Origin of the sequence: Maricaulis salignorans (assembly GCF_900103475.1) — a bacterium.
In the GTDB taxonomy this organism is placed as follows: Bacteria; Pseudomonadota; Alphaproteobacteria; order Caulobacterales; family Maricaulaceae; genus Maricaulis; species Maricaulis salignorans.
In genome coordinates, this window is sequence record NZ_FNHG01000030.1 from 1 (window position 1) to 16,734 (window position 16,734).

Annotated in this window: 13 protein-coding genes; 11 read left to right on the top strand and 2 right to left on the bottom strand. The window is 62.3% G+C overall.

Annotation, left to right across the window (positions count from 1 at the left end; genetic code table 11):
• Positions 1 to 341: 341 nt before the first annotated feature.
• Both ahcY and metK read right to left on the bottom strand, forming a co-directional pair.
• Positions 342 to 1,751 carry an adenosylhomocysteinase gene (gene ahcY, locus BLT42_RS14695; protein ID WP_091771935.1) on the bottom strand — a complete coding sequence of 470 codons (1,410 nt, stop codon included), beginning with the start codon at positions 1,749 to 1,751 and terminating at the stop codon, positions 342 to 344.
• 84 nt (positions 1,752 to 1,835) lie between these two features.
• Positions 1,836 to 3,002 (bottom strand): methionine adenosyltransferase, encoded by a 1,167-nt coding sequence (gene metK / locus BLT42_RS14700; protein WP_091771924.1) that lies wholly within the window; start codon positions 3,000 to 3,002, stop codon positions 1,836 to 1,838.
• Positions 3,003 to 3,271: 269 nt separating this feature from the next.
• Here metK and metF point away from each other — a divergent pair, with 269 nt between their 5' ends.
• The 11 genes from metF to BLT42_RS14755 all read left to right on the top strand — a co-directional run.
• Positions 3,272 to 4,168, top strand: coding sequence for a methylenetetrahydrofolate reductase [NAD(P)H] (gene metF, locus BLT42_RS14705; RefSeq protein ID WP_091771925.1), 897 nt, complete (start codon positions 3,272 to 3,274; stop codon positions 4,166 to 4,168).
• Complete coding sequence (locus BLT42_RS14710; protein ID WP_091771926.1) at positions 4,165 to 5,226, top strand: homocysteine S-methyltransferase family protein; 1,062 nt, start codon at positions 4,165 to 4,167, stop codon at positions 5,224 to 5,226. Before metF ends, BLT42_RS14710 begins: the two co-directional genes overlap by 4 nt.
• Positions 5,227 to 5,238: 12 nt before the next feature.
• Positions 5,239 to 7,896, top strand: a complete 2,658-nt coding sequence (gene metH / locus BLT42_RS14715; RefSeq protein ID WP_091771927.1) for a methionine synthase — start codon at positions 5,239 to 5,241, stop codon at positions 7,894 to 7,896.
• A 100-nt stretch (positions 7,897 to 7,996) separates the two neighbouring features.
• Entirely contained in the window at positions 7,997 to 8,815 is an 819-nt protein-coding gene (locus BLT42_RS14720) for a TIGR00282 family metallophosphoesterase (RefSeq protein WP_091771928.1), read from the top strand.
• Positions 8,816 to 9,112: 297 nt separating this feature from the next.
• Positions 9,113 to 9,382 carry a hypothetical protein gene (locus BLT42_RS14725; protein WP_091771929.1) on the top strand — a complete coding sequence of 90 codons (270 nt, stop codon included), beginning with the start codon at positions 9,113 to 9,115 and terminating at the stop codon, positions 9,380 to 9,382.
• A gap of 188 nt (positions 9,383 to 9,570) precedes the next feature.
• Positions 9,571 to 10,656, top strand: a complete 1,086-nt coding sequence (locus tag BLT42_RS14730; RefSeq protein ID WP_091771930.1) for a mannose-1-phosphate guanylyltransferase/mannose-6-phosphate isomerase — start codon at positions 9,571 to 9,573, stop codon at positions 10,654 to 10,656.
• A 93-nt stretch (positions 10,657 to 10,749) separates the two neighbouring features.
• Positions 10,750 to 11,511 (top strand): YebC/PmpR family DNA-binding transcriptional regulator, encoded by a 762-nt coding sequence (locus tag BLT42_RS14735; protein ID WP_091771931.1) that lies wholly within the window; start codon positions 10,750 to 10,752, stop codon positions 11,509 to 11,511.
• Between the two features lie 34 nt (positions 11,512 to 11,545).
• A complete protein-coding gene (locus tag BLT42_RS14740; RefSeq protein ID WP_091771932.1) occupies positions 11,546 to 12,703 on the top strand; it encodes an AGE family epimerase/isomerase in 1,158 nt (385 codons plus the stop codon).
• Positions 12,704 to 12,780: 77 nt separating this feature from the next.
• Complete coding sequence (gene pgi, locus BLT42_RS14745) at positions 12,781 to 14,337, top strand: glucose-6-phosphate isomerase (RefSeq protein WP_091771933.1); 1,557 nt, start codon at positions 12,781 to 12,783, stop codon at positions 14,335 to 14,337.
• A gap of 57 nt (positions 14,338 to 14,394) precedes the next feature.
• Positions 14,395 to 16,377 (top strand): transketolase, encoded by a 1,983-nt coding sequence (tkt, locus tag BLT42_RS14750; protein ID WP_091771934.1) that lies wholly within the window; start codon positions 14,395 to 14,397, stop codon positions 16,375 to 16,377.
• 73 nt (positions 16,378 to 16,450) lie between these two features.
• Positions 16,451 to 16,734, top strand: a 284-nt coding sequence (locus BLT42_RS14755) for an IS5 family transposase (RefSeq protein ID WP_143024100.1), incomplete at its 3' end; no start/stop codon positions are given.

The following is a 16,734-nucleotide window of genomic DNA, read 5'->3' on the forward strand; positions in this document are numbered from 1 at the left end:
CGGGAGCGTGCAGCCTGTCCGGGCGAAGGGGTGACAACCTGAGCACTGGCAGGGCGTCCATTAAGGTCTGACGGCACTAAACGACCGACCCGAATACCTTTCTGGATTGGAAACGGCGGTGGAGACGCCACGGGAAAACTGCACGTGCGGGACGTCACGAATGTCACGCTACTTACACTACCGGTTACCGGCATTCGCCGGCGTCCCGCACCCTCCCATCCCAGGGAGGCCCCACTCAAACCTCCAGCCGCTTGCGGCGTGGAGATTTTCGTGTGCCGCCAAACAAAAACGCCCCCGGCACAGGCCGGGAGCGCTTTTCAATCCGGTACGGGGCCTGAGGCCTAGTAGCGGTAATGATCGGCCTTGAACGGGCCGGTCTTTGGCAGTTCGAGATATTCGGCCTGCTCAGCGGACAGCACGGTCAGCTTGGCGCCGAGCTTGGGCAGGTGCAGGGCAGCGACCTTCTCGTCGAGATGCTTGGGCAGGATGTAGACATTGTTGTCGTACTGGTCGCCCTTGGTCCAGAGTTCGATCTGGGCCAGCGTCTGATTGGTGAAGCTGGCGGACATCACGAAGCTTGGATGGCCGGTGGCATTGCCGAGATTGACCAGGCGGCCTTCCGACAGAAGGACGATGCGATTGCCCTCAGGGAAATTGATGATGTCGACCTGTGGTTTGACATTGGTCCATTCGAAATTCTGCAAGGCCTCGACCTGAATCTCATTGTCGAAATGGCCGATATTGCAGACGATCGCCATGTCCTTCATCGCCCGCATATTGTCGACGGTGATAATGTCCTTATTGCCGGTCGCGGTAACGAAAATGTCCATATCGCCGACGACATCATCGATGGTGACGACAGTGAAACCGTCCATGCAGGCCTGCAGGGCGCAGATCGGATCAATCTCGGTAACGAAGACGCGGGCGCCGGCGCCGCGCAGGGATTCAGCGGAACCCTTGCCGACATCGCCATAGCCGCAGACCAGCGCGGTCTTGCCGGCCATCATCACATCGGTGCCGCGGCGGATCGCATCGACCAGGCTTTCGCGGCAGCCATAACGATTGTCGAATTTCGACTTGGTGACGCTGTCATTGACGTTGATGGCGGGGAAGGGAAGCTCGCCGCGCTTGTGCATCTGGTACAGGCGCATCACGCCGGTCGTGGTCTCTTCCGAGACGCCCTGGATGGCGGCCTTGGCCTTGGCGAACCAGCCCGGGCTGGCTGCAATACGCTTCTTGATCTGGGCGAAGAGGGCGGTTTCCTCTTCCGATTTCGGATGATCAAGCACGGATGGATCGGCTTCGGCCTTTTCGCCGAGGATCAGATACATGGTGGCATCGCCGCCATCATCGAGGATCATATTGGCGGTTTCGCCATTGCCCCAATGGAAGATGGCGTCGGCATAATCCCAGTATTCCGCCAGCGTTTCGCCCTTGGTGGCGAAGACCGGCACGCCGCTCTCGGCGATGGCTGCGGCGGCATGGTCCTGGGTCGAGAAGATATTGCACGAGGCCCAGCGCACTTCGGCGCCCAGGGCGGTGAGGGTCTCGATCAGGATGGCGGTCTGGATCGTCATGTGGAGCGAGCCGGCGATGCGGGCGCCCTTCAGCGGCTGGGCTTTGCCGAACTCGGCGCGCAGGGCCATCAGGCCGGGCATTTCGATCTCGGCCATATCCATTTCGATCCGGCCCCATTTGGCCAGCGACATGTCTTTCACGAGATAGGGTTTGTCCGCAGCAAATTGCGTCATGACCATCAGGTCCTTCTATTTGGGTATGATTTTTTGAAACATTCGGACAAGCGGGCCGACCGTGCCGGCCCGCTTGTAACAGATTTACGCCAGTTTACGCAGATCTTCGGCGAGGTCGGTTTTCTCCCAGGAGAAGCCGCCTTCAGTGTCGGGATTGCGCCCGAAATGGCCATAGGCGGCGGTGCGCGCATAGATCGGACGATTAAGTTGCAGCCGGGTGCGGATACCGCGCGGCGACAGATCGGCCATTTGCCGCAGCGCATCTTCCAGCCGGGTCTCGTCGATCTGGCCGGTGCCGTGCAGGTCGACATAGAGCGAGAGAGGTTTGGAGACGCCGATCGCATAGGAGACCTGGATGGTGCAGCGTTCGGACAGGCCGGCGGCGACAACATTCTTGGCCAGCCAGCGGCAGGCATAGGCGGCGGACCGGTCGACCTTGGTCGGATCCTTGCCGGAGAAGGCTCCGCCGCCATGTGGTGCAGCGCCGCCATACGTGTCGACAATGATCTTGCGTCCGGTCAGACCGGCATCGCCATCGGGGCCGCCGATCACGAACGTGCCGGTCGGATTGACGTAGAATTCAGCCTCGGGCGGGAACCAGCCTTCGGGCAGGACTTCGGAGACGATCGGGCGAACCAGTTCGCGGATCTGTTCCTGGGTCATCCCGTCCTTGTGCTGGGTCGAGACGACGACCGACTCGACACCGACCGGCTGACCATTCTGATAGCGCAGGGTGACCTGGGATTTGGCATCCGGCTCGAATTCCGGACGCGCGCCGGATTTGCGCAGGATGGCCATGCGCTTGAGGATCTGGTGCGAATACTGGATCGGTGCCGGCATCAGTTCGGGCGTTTCATTGGTGGCATAGCCAAACATGATGCCCTGGTCGCCAGCGCCCTCATCCTTGTTCTCGCCGCCATCAACGCCCTGGGCGATATGCTCGGACTGGCCGTGCAGGAAGTTCTGGAAGGTCGAATTCTTCCAGTGAAAACCGTCCTGCTCATAGCCGATATCGCGCACGGCCTCGCGGGCCGCCGCTTCGATCTCTTCGGAAGAGACATCCACGGCGCACCGGATTTCGCCGGCGAGGATGATCTGATTGGTCGTGGTCAGCGTCTCACAGGCAACCCGCGCTTCGGGATCCTTGCTGAGCAGCAGGTCGACGACGGTATCGGAAATGCGGTCGCAGACCTTGTCGGGATGACCTTCCGACACGCTCTCGCTGGTGAAAATGTAGGATGAGCGGCTCAAGGACGACTCCTCATATAACGATTGCCTTATGTGATTTGGACAGAAGCAGATTAGCGGTTGCGGCGCAAGGAAGCTGTGCTGCCGCGTGTATCGCGCCAGACCACCACGCCGGTTGAGATGGTGCCGGCGATGGTTTCTTCCCGCCGGCTGCAAGAAGCGGGTAGCGCATTCCATCATATAAAGATATCTTTATGTCTCACTATGTAGCAGATTGACTGCAGCGGGCCCGGTGGCCCTGTGCCCCGGGACGGCGATTGAGGTGTGAGATTATGAGTGCAGGCAAAGCTTCCGGTGACGGTCTTTCCGTCTCTTTCGAGTTCTTTCCGCCCAAAACCGGGGCGATGGAAGCGACGCTATGGGAGTCGATCCGTCGCCTTGAGCCGCTCGACCCGGCCTTTGTGTCGGTGACTTATGGAGCCGGCGGCACGACCCGTGAACGCACGCACCGCACTGTCCACCGCATCGTCGACGAGACCGCTATCCCGCCAGCGGCGCACCTGACCTGCGTCTCGGCGACCCGGGCGGAAATCGATGAGGTGATCCGCGATTATCGCGATGCCGGCGTGCGCCATATCGTTGCGCTGCGCGGTGATCCGCCGGAGGGGATTGGTGAAGCCTATCGCCCGGCGCCCGGCGGCTATGCCAATGCAGCCGAGCTGGCAGCCGGTATCCGTGCCATCGGTGATTTCGAAATCTCGGTTGGCTGCTATCCCGAGCAGCATCCCGAGAGCGCGAGCCTCGAGCATGATCTTGATCTGCTGAAGGCCAAGATCGATGCCGGTGCCACACGCGCCATCACACAATTTTTCTTCGAACCTGAGACTTTCCTGCGCTTTCGTGACCGCGCCCGGCAGGCGGGGATCACGGTCCCGATCGTGCCGGGCATCATGCTGCAACCCAATTTCAAGGGGCTCACCCGGATTGCCGGCCTGTGCAATACCCATATCCCCGACCGTGTTCACCGGCATTTTGATGGCCTGGACGAGGATGCGGCAACGCGGCAATTGGTGACCGCGCACCTGGCAGCTCAATTATGCGCCGATCTGCACGAGGCCGGGGTGGATGATTTCCACTTCTACACCCTCAACCGGGCCGAACTTGCCCTGTCGACCTGTCACTTGCTGGGCGTCAAACCAAAACTCGCCGCGACGGAAGCCGCGGCATGACGGCGCGCACTGACCGGCTGGCCGCGCTCGAGCGGATCGCCCGTGACCGCATCCTGATCCTCGACGGGGCGATGGGGACGCAAATCCAGGATCTCAAGCTTGATGAGGCGGGCTATCGTGGCCAGAGGTTTGCGGACTGGGCGACCCTGATCAAGGGCAATAACGACATCCTCAATTTGAGTGCCCCGGCGGCGGTCAAGGCGATCCATCACGCCTATTTCGATGCCGGTGCCGATATCGCCGAGACCAATACCTTCTCCTCGACATCGATCGCCCAGGCCGATTACCGCATGCAGGATCTGGCCCCGGAGATTGCTCGCGAAGGTGCCCGTCTGGCCCGCGAGGCGGCCGATGAGCAGGAGACCAGCACCGGTGCGCCCAAGGGTGTTGCCGGCGCGATTGGCCCGACCAACAAGACATTGTCGATCTCGCCCCAGGTCAATGATCCGGGCTTTCGCGAGGTCGATTTCGATCAGGTCCGTCTGAGTTATGCCGAACAGGCCCGGGCAATGGCGGATCATGTCGACTTTTTTCTGGTCGAGACGATTTTCGACACGCTCAACGCCAAGGCGGCGATCAAGGCGCTGATGGATCTGCGAACCGAGGAGGGGGTAGACCGCCCGATCATGCTGTCGGGCACGATTACTGACCGGTCCGGCCGCACCCTCTCCGGCCAGACGGCGACGGCCTTCTGGTATTCTGTCCGCCATGCCCGGCCCTGGGCCATTGGGCTCAATTGCGCCCTCGGGGCCGATGAGCTCAGGCCCTATATCGCCGAGCTGTCGCGCGTCGTCGATACACGCATCCTCGCCTATCCCAATGCGGGTCTGCCCAATGATATGGGCGAGTATGACGAGACGCCGGAACAGACGGCGGCCCATCTGGGCGAGTGGGCGCGCTCTGGCCTGGTCAATATTCTTGGCGGGTGCTGCGGCACCACCCCGGCCCATATTCGCGCCATCGCCGAAGCGGCCAGCGGTGCGCCGCCCCACCAGCCCGCCCGCCGCGAGCGCGCCATGCATCTGGCCGGCCTCGAGCCGTTCGAACTGTCAGCTTGAGATAATGTGTCCATGACCAAACCTGTCTCCACTTTCGTCAATGTTGGCGAGCGCACCAATGTGACCGGTTCGGCGGTGTTTCGCCGTCTGATCACGGCGGGCGACTACGGCGCCGCGGTCGCGGTGGCGCGACAGCAGGTGGAGAATGGCGCCCAGATCATCGACATCAATATGGATGAGGGCCTGCTCGACAGTGTCGAAGCGATGACCACATTCATGCGGCTGATCGCGGTTGAACCCGATGTGGCGCGGGTCCCGGTGATGATCGACAGCTCCAAATGGGAGGTGATCGAGGCCGGGCTGAAAAACACGCAGGGCAAGCCGATCGTCAATTCGATCAGCCTGAAGGAAGGCGAGGAGACTTTCCTCAAACAGGCGCGTCTGTGCCAGGCCTATGGTGCCGCCGTCGTTGTGATGGCTTTCGATGAGCAGGGCCAGGCCGACACCGCAGACCGCAAGGTCGATATCTGCAAACGCGCCTATGACCTTTTGGTCAATACGGTCGGCTTCGCACCGGAAGACATTATCTTCGACCCCAATATATTTGCCGTCGCCACCGGTATCGAAGAGCATAATGACTATGCCGTCGCCTTCATCGAGGCGACGCGGCGCATCCGCAAGGAGCTGCCCGGCTGCCATGTCTCCGGTGGGCTCTCGAACGTGTCCTTTTCCTTCCGCGGCAATGAGCCGGTGCGCCGGGCCATGCATACCGTCTTCCTCTACCACGCCATTCATGCCGGCATGGATATGGGCATCGTCAATGCTGGCCAGCTCGACATTTATGACGATATCGAACCGAAGCTGCGCGAGCTGGTCGAGGATGTGATCCTCAATCGCCGCGAGGATGCGACCGACCGCCTGCTGACCGAGGCCGAGACCTATCGCGATAGCGGTGGCTCAAAGGCCAAGGAGCGGGACCTTTCCTGGCGTGAGGCGCCGGTCAATGAGCGCATCAAGCATGCCCTGGTTCACGGTCTCAATGAATTCATCGTCGCCGATGCCGAGGAGGCACGCCAGCAGGCCAAACGGCCGCTGCATGTCATCGAAGGCCCGTTGATGGACGGGATGAATGTCGTTGGCGATCTGTTCGGCGATGGCCGGATGTTCCTGCCGCAAGTGGTCAAATCGGCCCGCGTGATGAAGCAGGCCGTGGCCCACCTTATCCCCTTCATGGAAGCCGAAAAGGAAGCCGCAGGCGAGGCGCAATCCTCGGCCGGCAAGATCGTGATGGCGACGGTGAAGGGCGATGTCCACGATATCGGCAAGAATATCGTCGGCGTGGTGCTGCAATGTAATGGCTATGAGGTGATCGATCTCGGCGTGATGGTGACCTGTGAGACCATTATCGAGACCGCCCTGCGCGAAAAGGCCGATGTGATCGGCCTGTCCGGACTGATCACGCCTTCGCTCGACGAGATGGTCTTCGTCGCCTCCGAGATGGAGCGGCGCAATATCACCCTGCCGTTGATGATTGGTGGCGCCACTACCAGCCCGGCCCATACAGCGGTCAAGATCGACCCGGCGATTTCCGTTGCACCGGTCATCCATGTGCTCGATGCCAGCCGCGCTGTCGGTGTCGTCTCCAAACTGCTGGGCGATGGCCGCGAGGCCTATGCGGCGGGGGTGCGTGAGGACCTGGCCAGGATCCGTGAGCGCCGTCTCGCGGCTCGCTCGAAGAAGGCGCGCTTGCCGCTGGAGACGGCAAGGGCGAATGCCTGGGATTGCGACTGGTCGGCCTATAGCCCGCCCAAGCCGGCCTTCCTCGGGACCAGGAGTTTCTCGCCTTCGGTCGAGACTCTGATCGATTATATCGACTGGACGCCCTTCTTCTTTACCTGGGAGCTCAAGGGCAGCTATCCGGCGATTTTCGATGACCCCAAGCGCGGCGCCGTTGCCCGCGACCTGTTCGCCGATGCCCAGGCCATGCTCAAACGCATCGTCGATGAGGACTTGCTGACGCCCAAGGCCGTGTGCGGCTTCTGGCCCGCCAATCGCGTCGGCGATGATGCCGTTCTCTATAGCGATGACACCCGTTCGACGCGGCTCGACACCTTCCATGGTCTGCGCCAGCAGGCGGCCAAGGATAATGCCCGACCGCACCTGTCGCAGTTCGACTTCATCGCCCCGGCCGGGCATGCCGATTATCTCGGCGGCTTTGTCGTCACGGCCGGTGACAATGGAGCCATTCATGCCCGCTTCGCAGACGAGAAGGACGATTATTCCTCGATCATGTTCAAGGCATTGTCCGACCGGCTGGCCGAGGCCTGTGCCGAATGGCTGCACGAACAGGTGCGCCGCGAGCATTGGGGCTATGCGCCGGGCGAAAGCCTGTCGCGCCAGGATCTGATCGCCGAGACCTATTCCGGGATCCGCCCTGCGGCCGGTTATCCCTCGCAGCCGGATCACTCGGAAAAACGCACCCTGTTCGCCTTGCTCGATGCCGCCCAAGCGACCGGCGTCAGCCTGACCAATTCCTTCGCCATGACGCCGGCTTCATCGGTGTCGGGTCTCTATCTGTCGCATCCCGATAGCTGCTATTTTGCCGTCGGGCGCATTCTGCGCGATCAGGTCGAGGACTATGCCGCTCGCAAGGGCTGGCCGGTGGAGGATGCCGAGCGGGCGCTGGGGCCGATCCTTGATTACGTTCCGGGCAAGACCGTCGCGGCCTGACGGCGTGCGATCATCAGTCATGATTTGGACTTTACAGCCGATATGCGCCATATCCCGCGCCTTGCCCTGTCCTGCGGACTGATCGCGCCTGGAGCCTCGCATGCGTTTTGCTTTTTTCGGTGACATTGTCGGCAAGACCGGACGCCGGGCGCTGGAAGCGCATTTGCCTGACCTGCGCCAGCGCCTCGCCCTCGACTTCGTCGTCGTCAATGCCGAGAACGCCGCAGCCGGGTTTGGCGTCACCGAGAAGATTTGTGAAGGCCTGTTCGATCTTGGTGTTGATGCGCTCACCCTGGGCAATCACGCCTGGGACCAGCGCGAGACGCTGACCTATATCGATCGTGAACCGCGTCTCTTGCGCCCGGCCAATTTCCCGGCCGGATCGACGCCGGGCAAGGGTGCCAATCTGATCGAAGCGGCCAATGGCTCGCGTGTTCTGGTGGTCAATCTGATGGGGGCCCTGTTCATGGAGACCCTCGATGACCCCTTCTCGACCATCGAGCGGGAGCTGGCAGCCGCGCCGATGGGGCAGGTGGCCGATGCGATCATCATCGACTTCCACGCCGAGGCGACCAGCGAGAAAATGGGGATGGGCGTGTTTTGTGATGGACGTGCCAGCCTCGTGGTTGGAACACACACCCATGTCCCGACCGCAGATGCGCGCATCCTCCCCGGCGGCACGGCCTACCAGACCGATGCCGGCATGTGCGGCGATTATGACTCGGTGATCGGCATGGACAAGGAAGAGCCCTTGCGCCGCTTCACGACCCGGATGCGCACGGGCCGGTTTGAACCGGCAACAGGAGAGGCCACGGTTTGCGGCGTGTTTGTCGAGACCGACGACGCCACGGGTCTGGCACTGCGCTGTGAGCCGATCCGGATTGGCGGTCAGCTGTCCGGGCAGATTCCACAATCCTGAGTCGGATCATTCTCAGTTGTTGCGCCCTGCCACCACAGGCAAATGGGCGGGGACTGATTCTGGCCACTTGAAAAATTACACATATGTCATGATCCTGATCACGGGAGCCATGCCGTCGCATTTGCCATTGTGGCAAAACACATGACGGTGTGATCGATGGCAGCAAGTCCTGGCCAGCATGAGTCGGACACCTGCCGAAGCGCACTGTAGGGGAAACAGTGACCCGGCGCGTGCCAGGGTCACCGGGCCTTCGCCACAGTGGGTTCGTGTGGTAGGTGTTAGCTGTCGGGGGATGGCATGTTTAAGCAGACGATCCGGTTTGACAGAGCGCAGGACGCTCATGTGTTCGATCAGTATCTGGTTGATTTTCTGAGGTCTTGCGAAGAGAGCGACCTGGAAAACCAGGCTTGTGTGTTCACCACCAGCCTGCAGGAATCGGAATCCTATATTCGCGTTGTCCAGACGGACAGTGCGAGCATGCTCGGCCAGTTTCTCAATTTTCTGACGATCCGCAATTTTCCGCCGGCGACCTGCGTGGCGACCGATGGCAAGGCCGTCAACGTCTGACCGGTATCACGGGACGACGCGGTTCGCCTGCAAGGCGCGCCTGGCCGGGCCGTGTTGTCTCCCCAATAACCATCGGGCCGCCAACGGCATGTGACCTGCGGGCGAGCCTGTGCTTTGGCCCACTGGAATTGTAGGCTTCGCATCCGGCAATGCGGTCTGGAGACGGGCAGCAATATGAGGGCTGACGAATGGTGGTGCGAATTGTCCCGGTTATCATGTCCGGTGGATCTGGGACCCGTCTGTGGCCGCTCTCCAGGGCAGCCCATCCCAAGCAATTGCACCCGCTCGTAACCGAGCTGAGCATGGTGCAGGAAACGGCCCGGCGGGTGGCTGCCAGCTCGAAGGATTTCGAGTTTGAAGCGCCGATCATCGTCCTGAATGAAAGCCAGTATGTGCGTGCCAGGCAGCAGCTCGATGAGACCGGCTGTGCCCCGTCCTGTTATGTCGTCGAACCGGTCGGGCGCAATACGGCGCCGGTGGCGGCTGTGGCGGCCGAACTGGCCCGGCGCGAGCTCGGCGAGGATGTCCTCATCCTCCTCCTGCCCGCTGACCACCACATTCGCGATATTGACGGTTTCCACCAGGCGATCGCTCACGGCGCGGCGCTTGCGGCGCAGGGGCAGCTGGTCACTTTTGGTATCGAACCGGATGGGCCTGAAACGGGTTATGGCTATATCCGTCGCGGCGAGCCGATCCTGTCGGGCTTCCACGTCGACAGGTTTACCGAGAAGCCTGATGCCGCGACCGCCAGGGGCTTTCTCGAGAGTGGCGAGTATTACTGGAATGCCGGCATATTCCTGTTCGGCGCCGGCGCGCTCCTCTCCGAGCTGGAGCAGCATTGTGCCGAGGTCGCGCAGTGCAGCCGCAACGCCGTCAGCCGGGCCGCGCAGTCAGGCACCAAGTTGACGCTTGATCTGGCCGCCTTTGAAGCCTGCCCCTCGATTTCCTTCGACTATGCGGTGATGGAGCGGACCCGCCGGGCTGTCGTCGTGCCGGCCGATATCGGCTGGTCTGATGTCGGGTCCTGGGATGCGCTCTGGTCGATCTCCGACAAGGACGAGAATGGCAATGCCTCGCGCGGCGATGTCAGCATCCATGCCAGCGAGAATTCCTTCGTCATTTCCAATGGCGCCAAGGTTGCCATTCACGGCGTCAAGGACCTGATCATTGTCGCGACTGGCGACGCCGTTCTGGTCGTGCACCGCGACGACGCCCAGAGCGTCAAGAAGATTGTCGACGCGCTGAAAGAGGCCGGACATCACGATCTGCTGTGATGCATCAATCCTGAATGTGGCGAACCGGCTCGCCTTTCGCGGTCATTCTCGCTAATAAAACCCCTCGAATCCGCAGGCATAGGGAAGCCAAACATGGCCGGACATTCCAAATGGGCGAACATCCAGCACCGCAAAGGGCGCCAGGACAAGCTTCGCTCCAAGCTGTTCTCCAAACTGTCCAAGGACATCACGATCGCGGCGAAGCTGGGTGGCGGCGATATCGATGCCAATCCGCGGCTGCGCCTCGCGGTCTCGATCGCCAAGGGCCAATCGGTGCCGAAAGACAATATCCAGCGCGCGATCGACAAGGCCGCCGGCGGCGACGCGGATAGCTATGAGGACATCCGCTATGAGGGCTTCGGCCCCGGCGGGGTTGGTGTCATCGTCGAAGTGTCGACGGATAACCGCAATCGCGCCGCCGCCGATGTCCGTACCGCGTTTGCCAAAAATGGCGGCAATCTTGGCGAGACCGGATCGGTCGCCTTCATGTTCGACAATGTCGGTGAGATCCGTTTCCCGCTTTCCGTTGCCGATGAAGACGCCATGATGGAAGCCGCGATCGAGGCCGGTGCCGATGATGTCGCCGCCGAGGCGGGTGATGACGACAATGAGGGCCAACACATCGTTTACACGGCGCGCGAGGACATGATGGATGTCGTCGCGGCATTGTCGGAAACCTTTGGCGATCCGGTCTCGGTCAACCTGATCTGGAAGCCGCAAAACCTGATTCCGGTGCCGAGCGAAAAAGTTCCCGGCCTGATGAAGATGATGGAAGCGTTCGACGACAGCGATGATGTCCAGAATGTCTATGCCAATTTCGATATCTCCGACGAGGACATGGCCAGTCTGGGCTGATAGATTGCCGCAGGCCAATTGATCGGGGTGCCGTGTGGACGGGGTAGGCAGAATTGCACAATGGGGAGTTCAGACAGCGCTCCCCTTCTGGGCCGCGCATGGCTGGGACGATGTGCATGGCGGATTCGCTGAATCCATCGCCCTCGACGGCTCTGTGATTATTGGCGAGGCGCGCCGGGTCCGGGTGCAGGCGCGGCAGATCTATGTCTTCGCCCGTGCCCATCATGAAGGCTGGTTCGACGGTCTCGGGCGCGCCACCGAGGCCGCCAGCCTGTTGCGCCAACGCGCCTGGCAGGTTGATGGCCAGCCTGGTTGGGTCCATCTCCTGACGGAAACGGGCGCTGTCGCTGACCCGGTTCGTGATCTTTATGACCACGCCTTCATTCTGCTCGCCCTGGCCTGGCTCGGCCGCGCCAGCGGCGATGTCCAATGGTTCGATCTGGCCGGCGAGACCCTGGACTTCCTTGACGCCGAAATGGCCGACCCCGCTGGCGGCTATCGCGAGTCTGTTTCCGGCCCGCAATGGCCGCGGCGCCAGAACCCGCACATGCATTTGTTTGAAGCGCTTCTGGCGCTTTATGAGGCGAGTGGCGATCCGCAAGTCCTGGCCCGCGCCAAATCCATCAAGACCTTGTTTGATACGGTTTTTCACGATGCCGGGGTGAGTGTCGTGCGGGAGTTCTTCGACGCGGACTGGGCGCGTGCAACCGGCGATCTGGGCGCTGTCGTGGAGCCGGGTCATTTGTGCGAATGGTCCTGGCTGTTGCACGAATTTCACCGGCTGAGCGGGGAAGCGCTCGACCCCGCCGCCATCGCCCTGTTCGAAACCGCGATGCGGCTCGGCGTCAACGGCCGGACCGGCCTGCTCTGCGCCGCGGTCAATGCCCGCGGCGAAGTGCTCGACGGGTCATCGCGGACCTGGATGCAGACCGAATGGCTGCGAACCGCGGCGTTGATGCGCCGCCTCGGCCATCCCGGGGCCGACGCGTATTTGCAGCGCGCCGGGGACGGTATCCTGAACTACCATCTGAAAAATGCCGTCGCCGGCGGATGGATCGACCGCTTCGATGCGGTTGGCCAGGCGCGCTCGGACCGGATCCCGGCCAGTACGCTTTACCATGCCTTTGGCGGAATTGCTGAGTGTCTTCGTCCTGCTGCCGACAGCCCCCAGGCAGCCGGCACAGCGGTTTGACCGGCATGCCCTTGCCCTTTCTTGTGTTCCTGCGCGGTGGGTCTTAGATTTTCCGTGCTGCTATCAATTAGGACAATATGGTGCTCCCTCCAGAACTGATCGCCCATGCAGCGCGCCTTGGCGCGGTCCGCTTGAGAGATTTGATGGCTGCCGACCGCGATCGCGCGGACGCCCTGCTGATTTCCCATGCCGGCATCGAGTTCGATTGCAGCAAGCAAAGGCTTGATGGTGCCAGCATCACCGCCCTGGTCGCGCATCTCGAGGACGCCGGGTTTGGCGCCCGCCGGGAGGCCTTGCTGACCGGCGCGATCGTCAATGAAAGCGAACACCGTCCGGCCTTGCACATGGCCTATCGCCATGGCGCGACGCTCGAGGGCGCGGATGTGACGCATCTGGTCGACCGGACGCAGGCCGAGACCCGCGCCTTCGCCCAACAGGTGCGTACGGGCCAGTTCAAGCCGGCCGGCAAGGCGGTGGCGCGTATCATCAATATCGGGATTGGCGGCTCTGATCTGGGACCGCGCCTGGTTGCGGACGCGCTGGCCGACCATGCCGAGGCCGGCCCCGACTTGCGCTTTGTCGCCAGCCTCGATCCGTCCGAGCTGGCCCGGACCGTCGCCGGGGCAGATCCGGAAACCCTGCTTTTCGTTATCGCCTCCAAATCCTTCTCGACCCAGGAAACATTGATGACCGCGCAGGCGGCCCGCGACTGGATGGCGGGCCAGGTCGGTCTGGAACAGGCCGGGCGGCATTTCGCGGCAGCCTCCGCCGCGCGCGACAAGGCGATCACGTTCGGGATTAACCCGGATCACATATTCGACTTCCCGGACTGGGTTGGCGGTCGCTATTCAGTCTGGAGCGCGGTCGGGCTCAGCCTTGAAATCGGTCTCGGTCCGGATGTGTTCGCGGCATTGCGCGATGGAGCGCAGTCCATGGACAAGCATTTCGCGACGGCACCGCTGGCGCGAAACCTGCCGGTGATGAAAGCCCTGGTCGATTTCTGGAATCGCGCCGTGCTGGGCTATCCCAGCCGCTGCGTCGCAGCCTACTCGGCCCGTCTCGGTCTCTTGCCCGGCTATCTGCAGCAGCTGGAGATGGAATCGCTGGGCAAGTCAGTGACCGCTGACGGCCTGCCTTCGGGCATGCCTGGGGGCGCGCTGGTCTGGGGTGGGTGCGGCACGGAGGTGCAGCACTCCTTCTTCCAGTGGCTGCACCAGGGCAGTGATGCGACCCCGGTCGATTTCATCGGTATTGGCCGTCATTTCGCCAGCTCTGACCCACGCGAACGTGTGCTGGCCGCCAATATGGCAGCCCAGGGTGCCGCCTTGCTCGATGGCGTCCAGCTTCCGCCTGGCAATGACCCGGCCGGTGCGGCACAAAAATCCATGCCCGGCGGCCGCGTCTCCTCTATCCTGTTGCTCGATGATCTGACTCCGGCCACGCTGGGCGCGCTTCTGGCGCTGCATGAACACAAGGTCTTCGTCGAGAGCGTGCTTTACGGCATCAACCCGTTCGACCAATGGGGTGTTGAACTGGGAAAGGTGCTGACGAAGGGTATTCTGGACGGTGAATTAAGCGGCTATGACGCTTCCACCCGGGCGATGCTGGCCCGGACAGGCTTTGTACCGGAATGAAATGCCCGCAATGCCGGGTGATAGCGGGGCGACCCTGATGCCAAGAGAGAGACAGCCATGAACGCATTTCCAACGACCCGTCTCGCTCAAATGGCCAATGCCATCCGGGCCCTCTCGATGGATGCGGTGCAGGCCGCCAATTCCGGACATCCCGGCATGCCGATGGGCATGGCCGATGTCGCCACCGTGTTGTGGGCCAAGCATATGAAGTTTGATCCGGCGGCACCGGGCTGGGCCGATCGCGATCGCTTCATTCTCTCGGCCGGGCACGGTTCGATGCTGCTCTATTCGCTGCTGCACCTCACGGGCTTCGAGGATATGACGCTCGACCAGATCAAGCAGTTCCGCCAACTCGACTCGCTGACGCCCGGCCACCCGGAATACGGCCATACGGTCGGTGTCGAGGCGACCACCGGGCCGCTGGGGCAGGGGATCTCGATGTCGGTCGGCTTCGCGCTGGCGGAGCGCATGCTCAATGCACGCTATGGCGACGGGCTCGTCGATCACCGGACCTGGGTGATTGCCTCTGATGGTGATCTTCAGGAAGGCATCAGCCATGAGGCCATATCCCTCGCCGGGCATCTCAAGCTCAATCGCCTGTGCGTGCTGTGGGACGACAATGAAATTTCGATCGACGGACCGACAAACCTGTCGGAATCGACCGATACGCTGAAGCGTTTCGAAGCCGCTGGCTGGGCTGTCAGTCGGGTTGACGGGCATGATATCGATGCCGTTGATGCGGCCATTACCGCAGCCAAGACCAGCGACCGCCCGGTCCTGATCGCCTGCCGCACTACGATCGGCTATGGCGCACCGACCAAGGCTGGCACGGCCGGCAGCCATGGCGCACCGCTCGGCGCCGAAGAGATCGCCGGGACCCGCAAGGCACTGGGCTGGTCTCACGGCCCGTTTGAAATCCCAGACGATATCTACGCCGATTGGCGTTCGGCCGCCGCCAGCGACGCCCACGCCGCCTGGTGTGACCGGCTTTCGGCCTCTGACCTGGCTGGCGAGTTCGTCTCCCAGCTGTCGGGCGATGCCGGTGAAGCCGAGCGCGCGGCCCTGACGGCCTGGCGGCTTCAGGTCGCTGCTGACCGTCCCGATCTGGCTTCGCGCGTGGCGTCCAGCAAAGCGCTCGCCGCGATCATTGGCGACTGGCCCGGACTGGTGGGCGGCTCGGCCGACCTGACCGGTTCCAATCTGACCAAAACGCCGGATGTCGGGGTTGTGTCCGCCGAGTCCTATGCAGGCCAGTACATTCATTTCGGCATCCGTGAACATGGCATGGCCGCCTGTGCCAACGGGATCGCGCTGCATGGCGGTTTCCGGGCGCATGTCGCCACCTTCCTGGTGTTTGCCGATTATTGCCGGCCCGCCATGCGTTTGTCCTCCTTGATGCAACAGCCCGTCATCTACGTGCTGACCCATGATTCCATTGGCCTGGGCGAAGATGGCCCGACTCACCAGCCGGTCGAAACCCTGGCGTCATTGCGCGCGATACCAAACATGCATGTCTACCGTCCGGCCGACGCGCTGGAGACGGCTGAGGCGTGGGAAATGGCGCTGATGCGGCTCGATGGTCCAAGCGTGCTGGCGCTCTCGCGTCAAACCCTGCCCTTCCTTCGCGATGATGGTGGCGAGGAGAACCGGTCCAGCCGCGGTGCCTATATCCTGCGCGATACCACAGGCGAGCCCGATATCATCCTGGTCGCGACCGGGTCGGAAGTCGGTCTTGCCGTCGATGCGGCGGCACAATTGGCGGAAACGGGGATTGCGGCGCGCGTCGTCTCGGCGCCGTGTATCGACCTCTTCCTCGAGCAGGGGCGGCGCTATCGCGACGAAATCCTGCCACCGGGCGTGCCCTGTATCGGTGTCGAAGCGGCGCTGCGCTATGGCTGGGATGCGCTGATCGGGTCCGATGGCGATTTTGTCGGCATGACCGGCTTCGGCGCCAGTGCACCCGCCGGCCAGCTCTATGAATTGTTCGGGATTACCGCTGACGCGATCGTTGAGAAGGCGCGCAAGCGTCTGTCGCGCTAGGGTCTGTACTCAATAAGGGGATTCCCGGATCGTTGATTGCGTGATTCACTTCTGCGCGAAGCAGGAGGAGATCATGGCACGTTATGATTTGAGCGATGAAGAGTGGGCGCTTGTCGGGCCGCTCTTGCCCAAGCCGGGCAAGGGCAAGCGGCGGGTGGACGATCGGCGGGTGGTGAACGCGATCTTCTATGTGCTGCGCACCGGGGCTCCGTGGCGCGACCTTCCCGGTCGGTACGGCCCTTACACAACGGTCTACAACCGGTTCAATCGCTGGGCCAAGCGAGGTATCTGGTTGAGGGTGTTCGAGGAATTGGCCCGGCGCTCGCCGCAGTCGCTGCAGCTGATCGACAGTTCCAT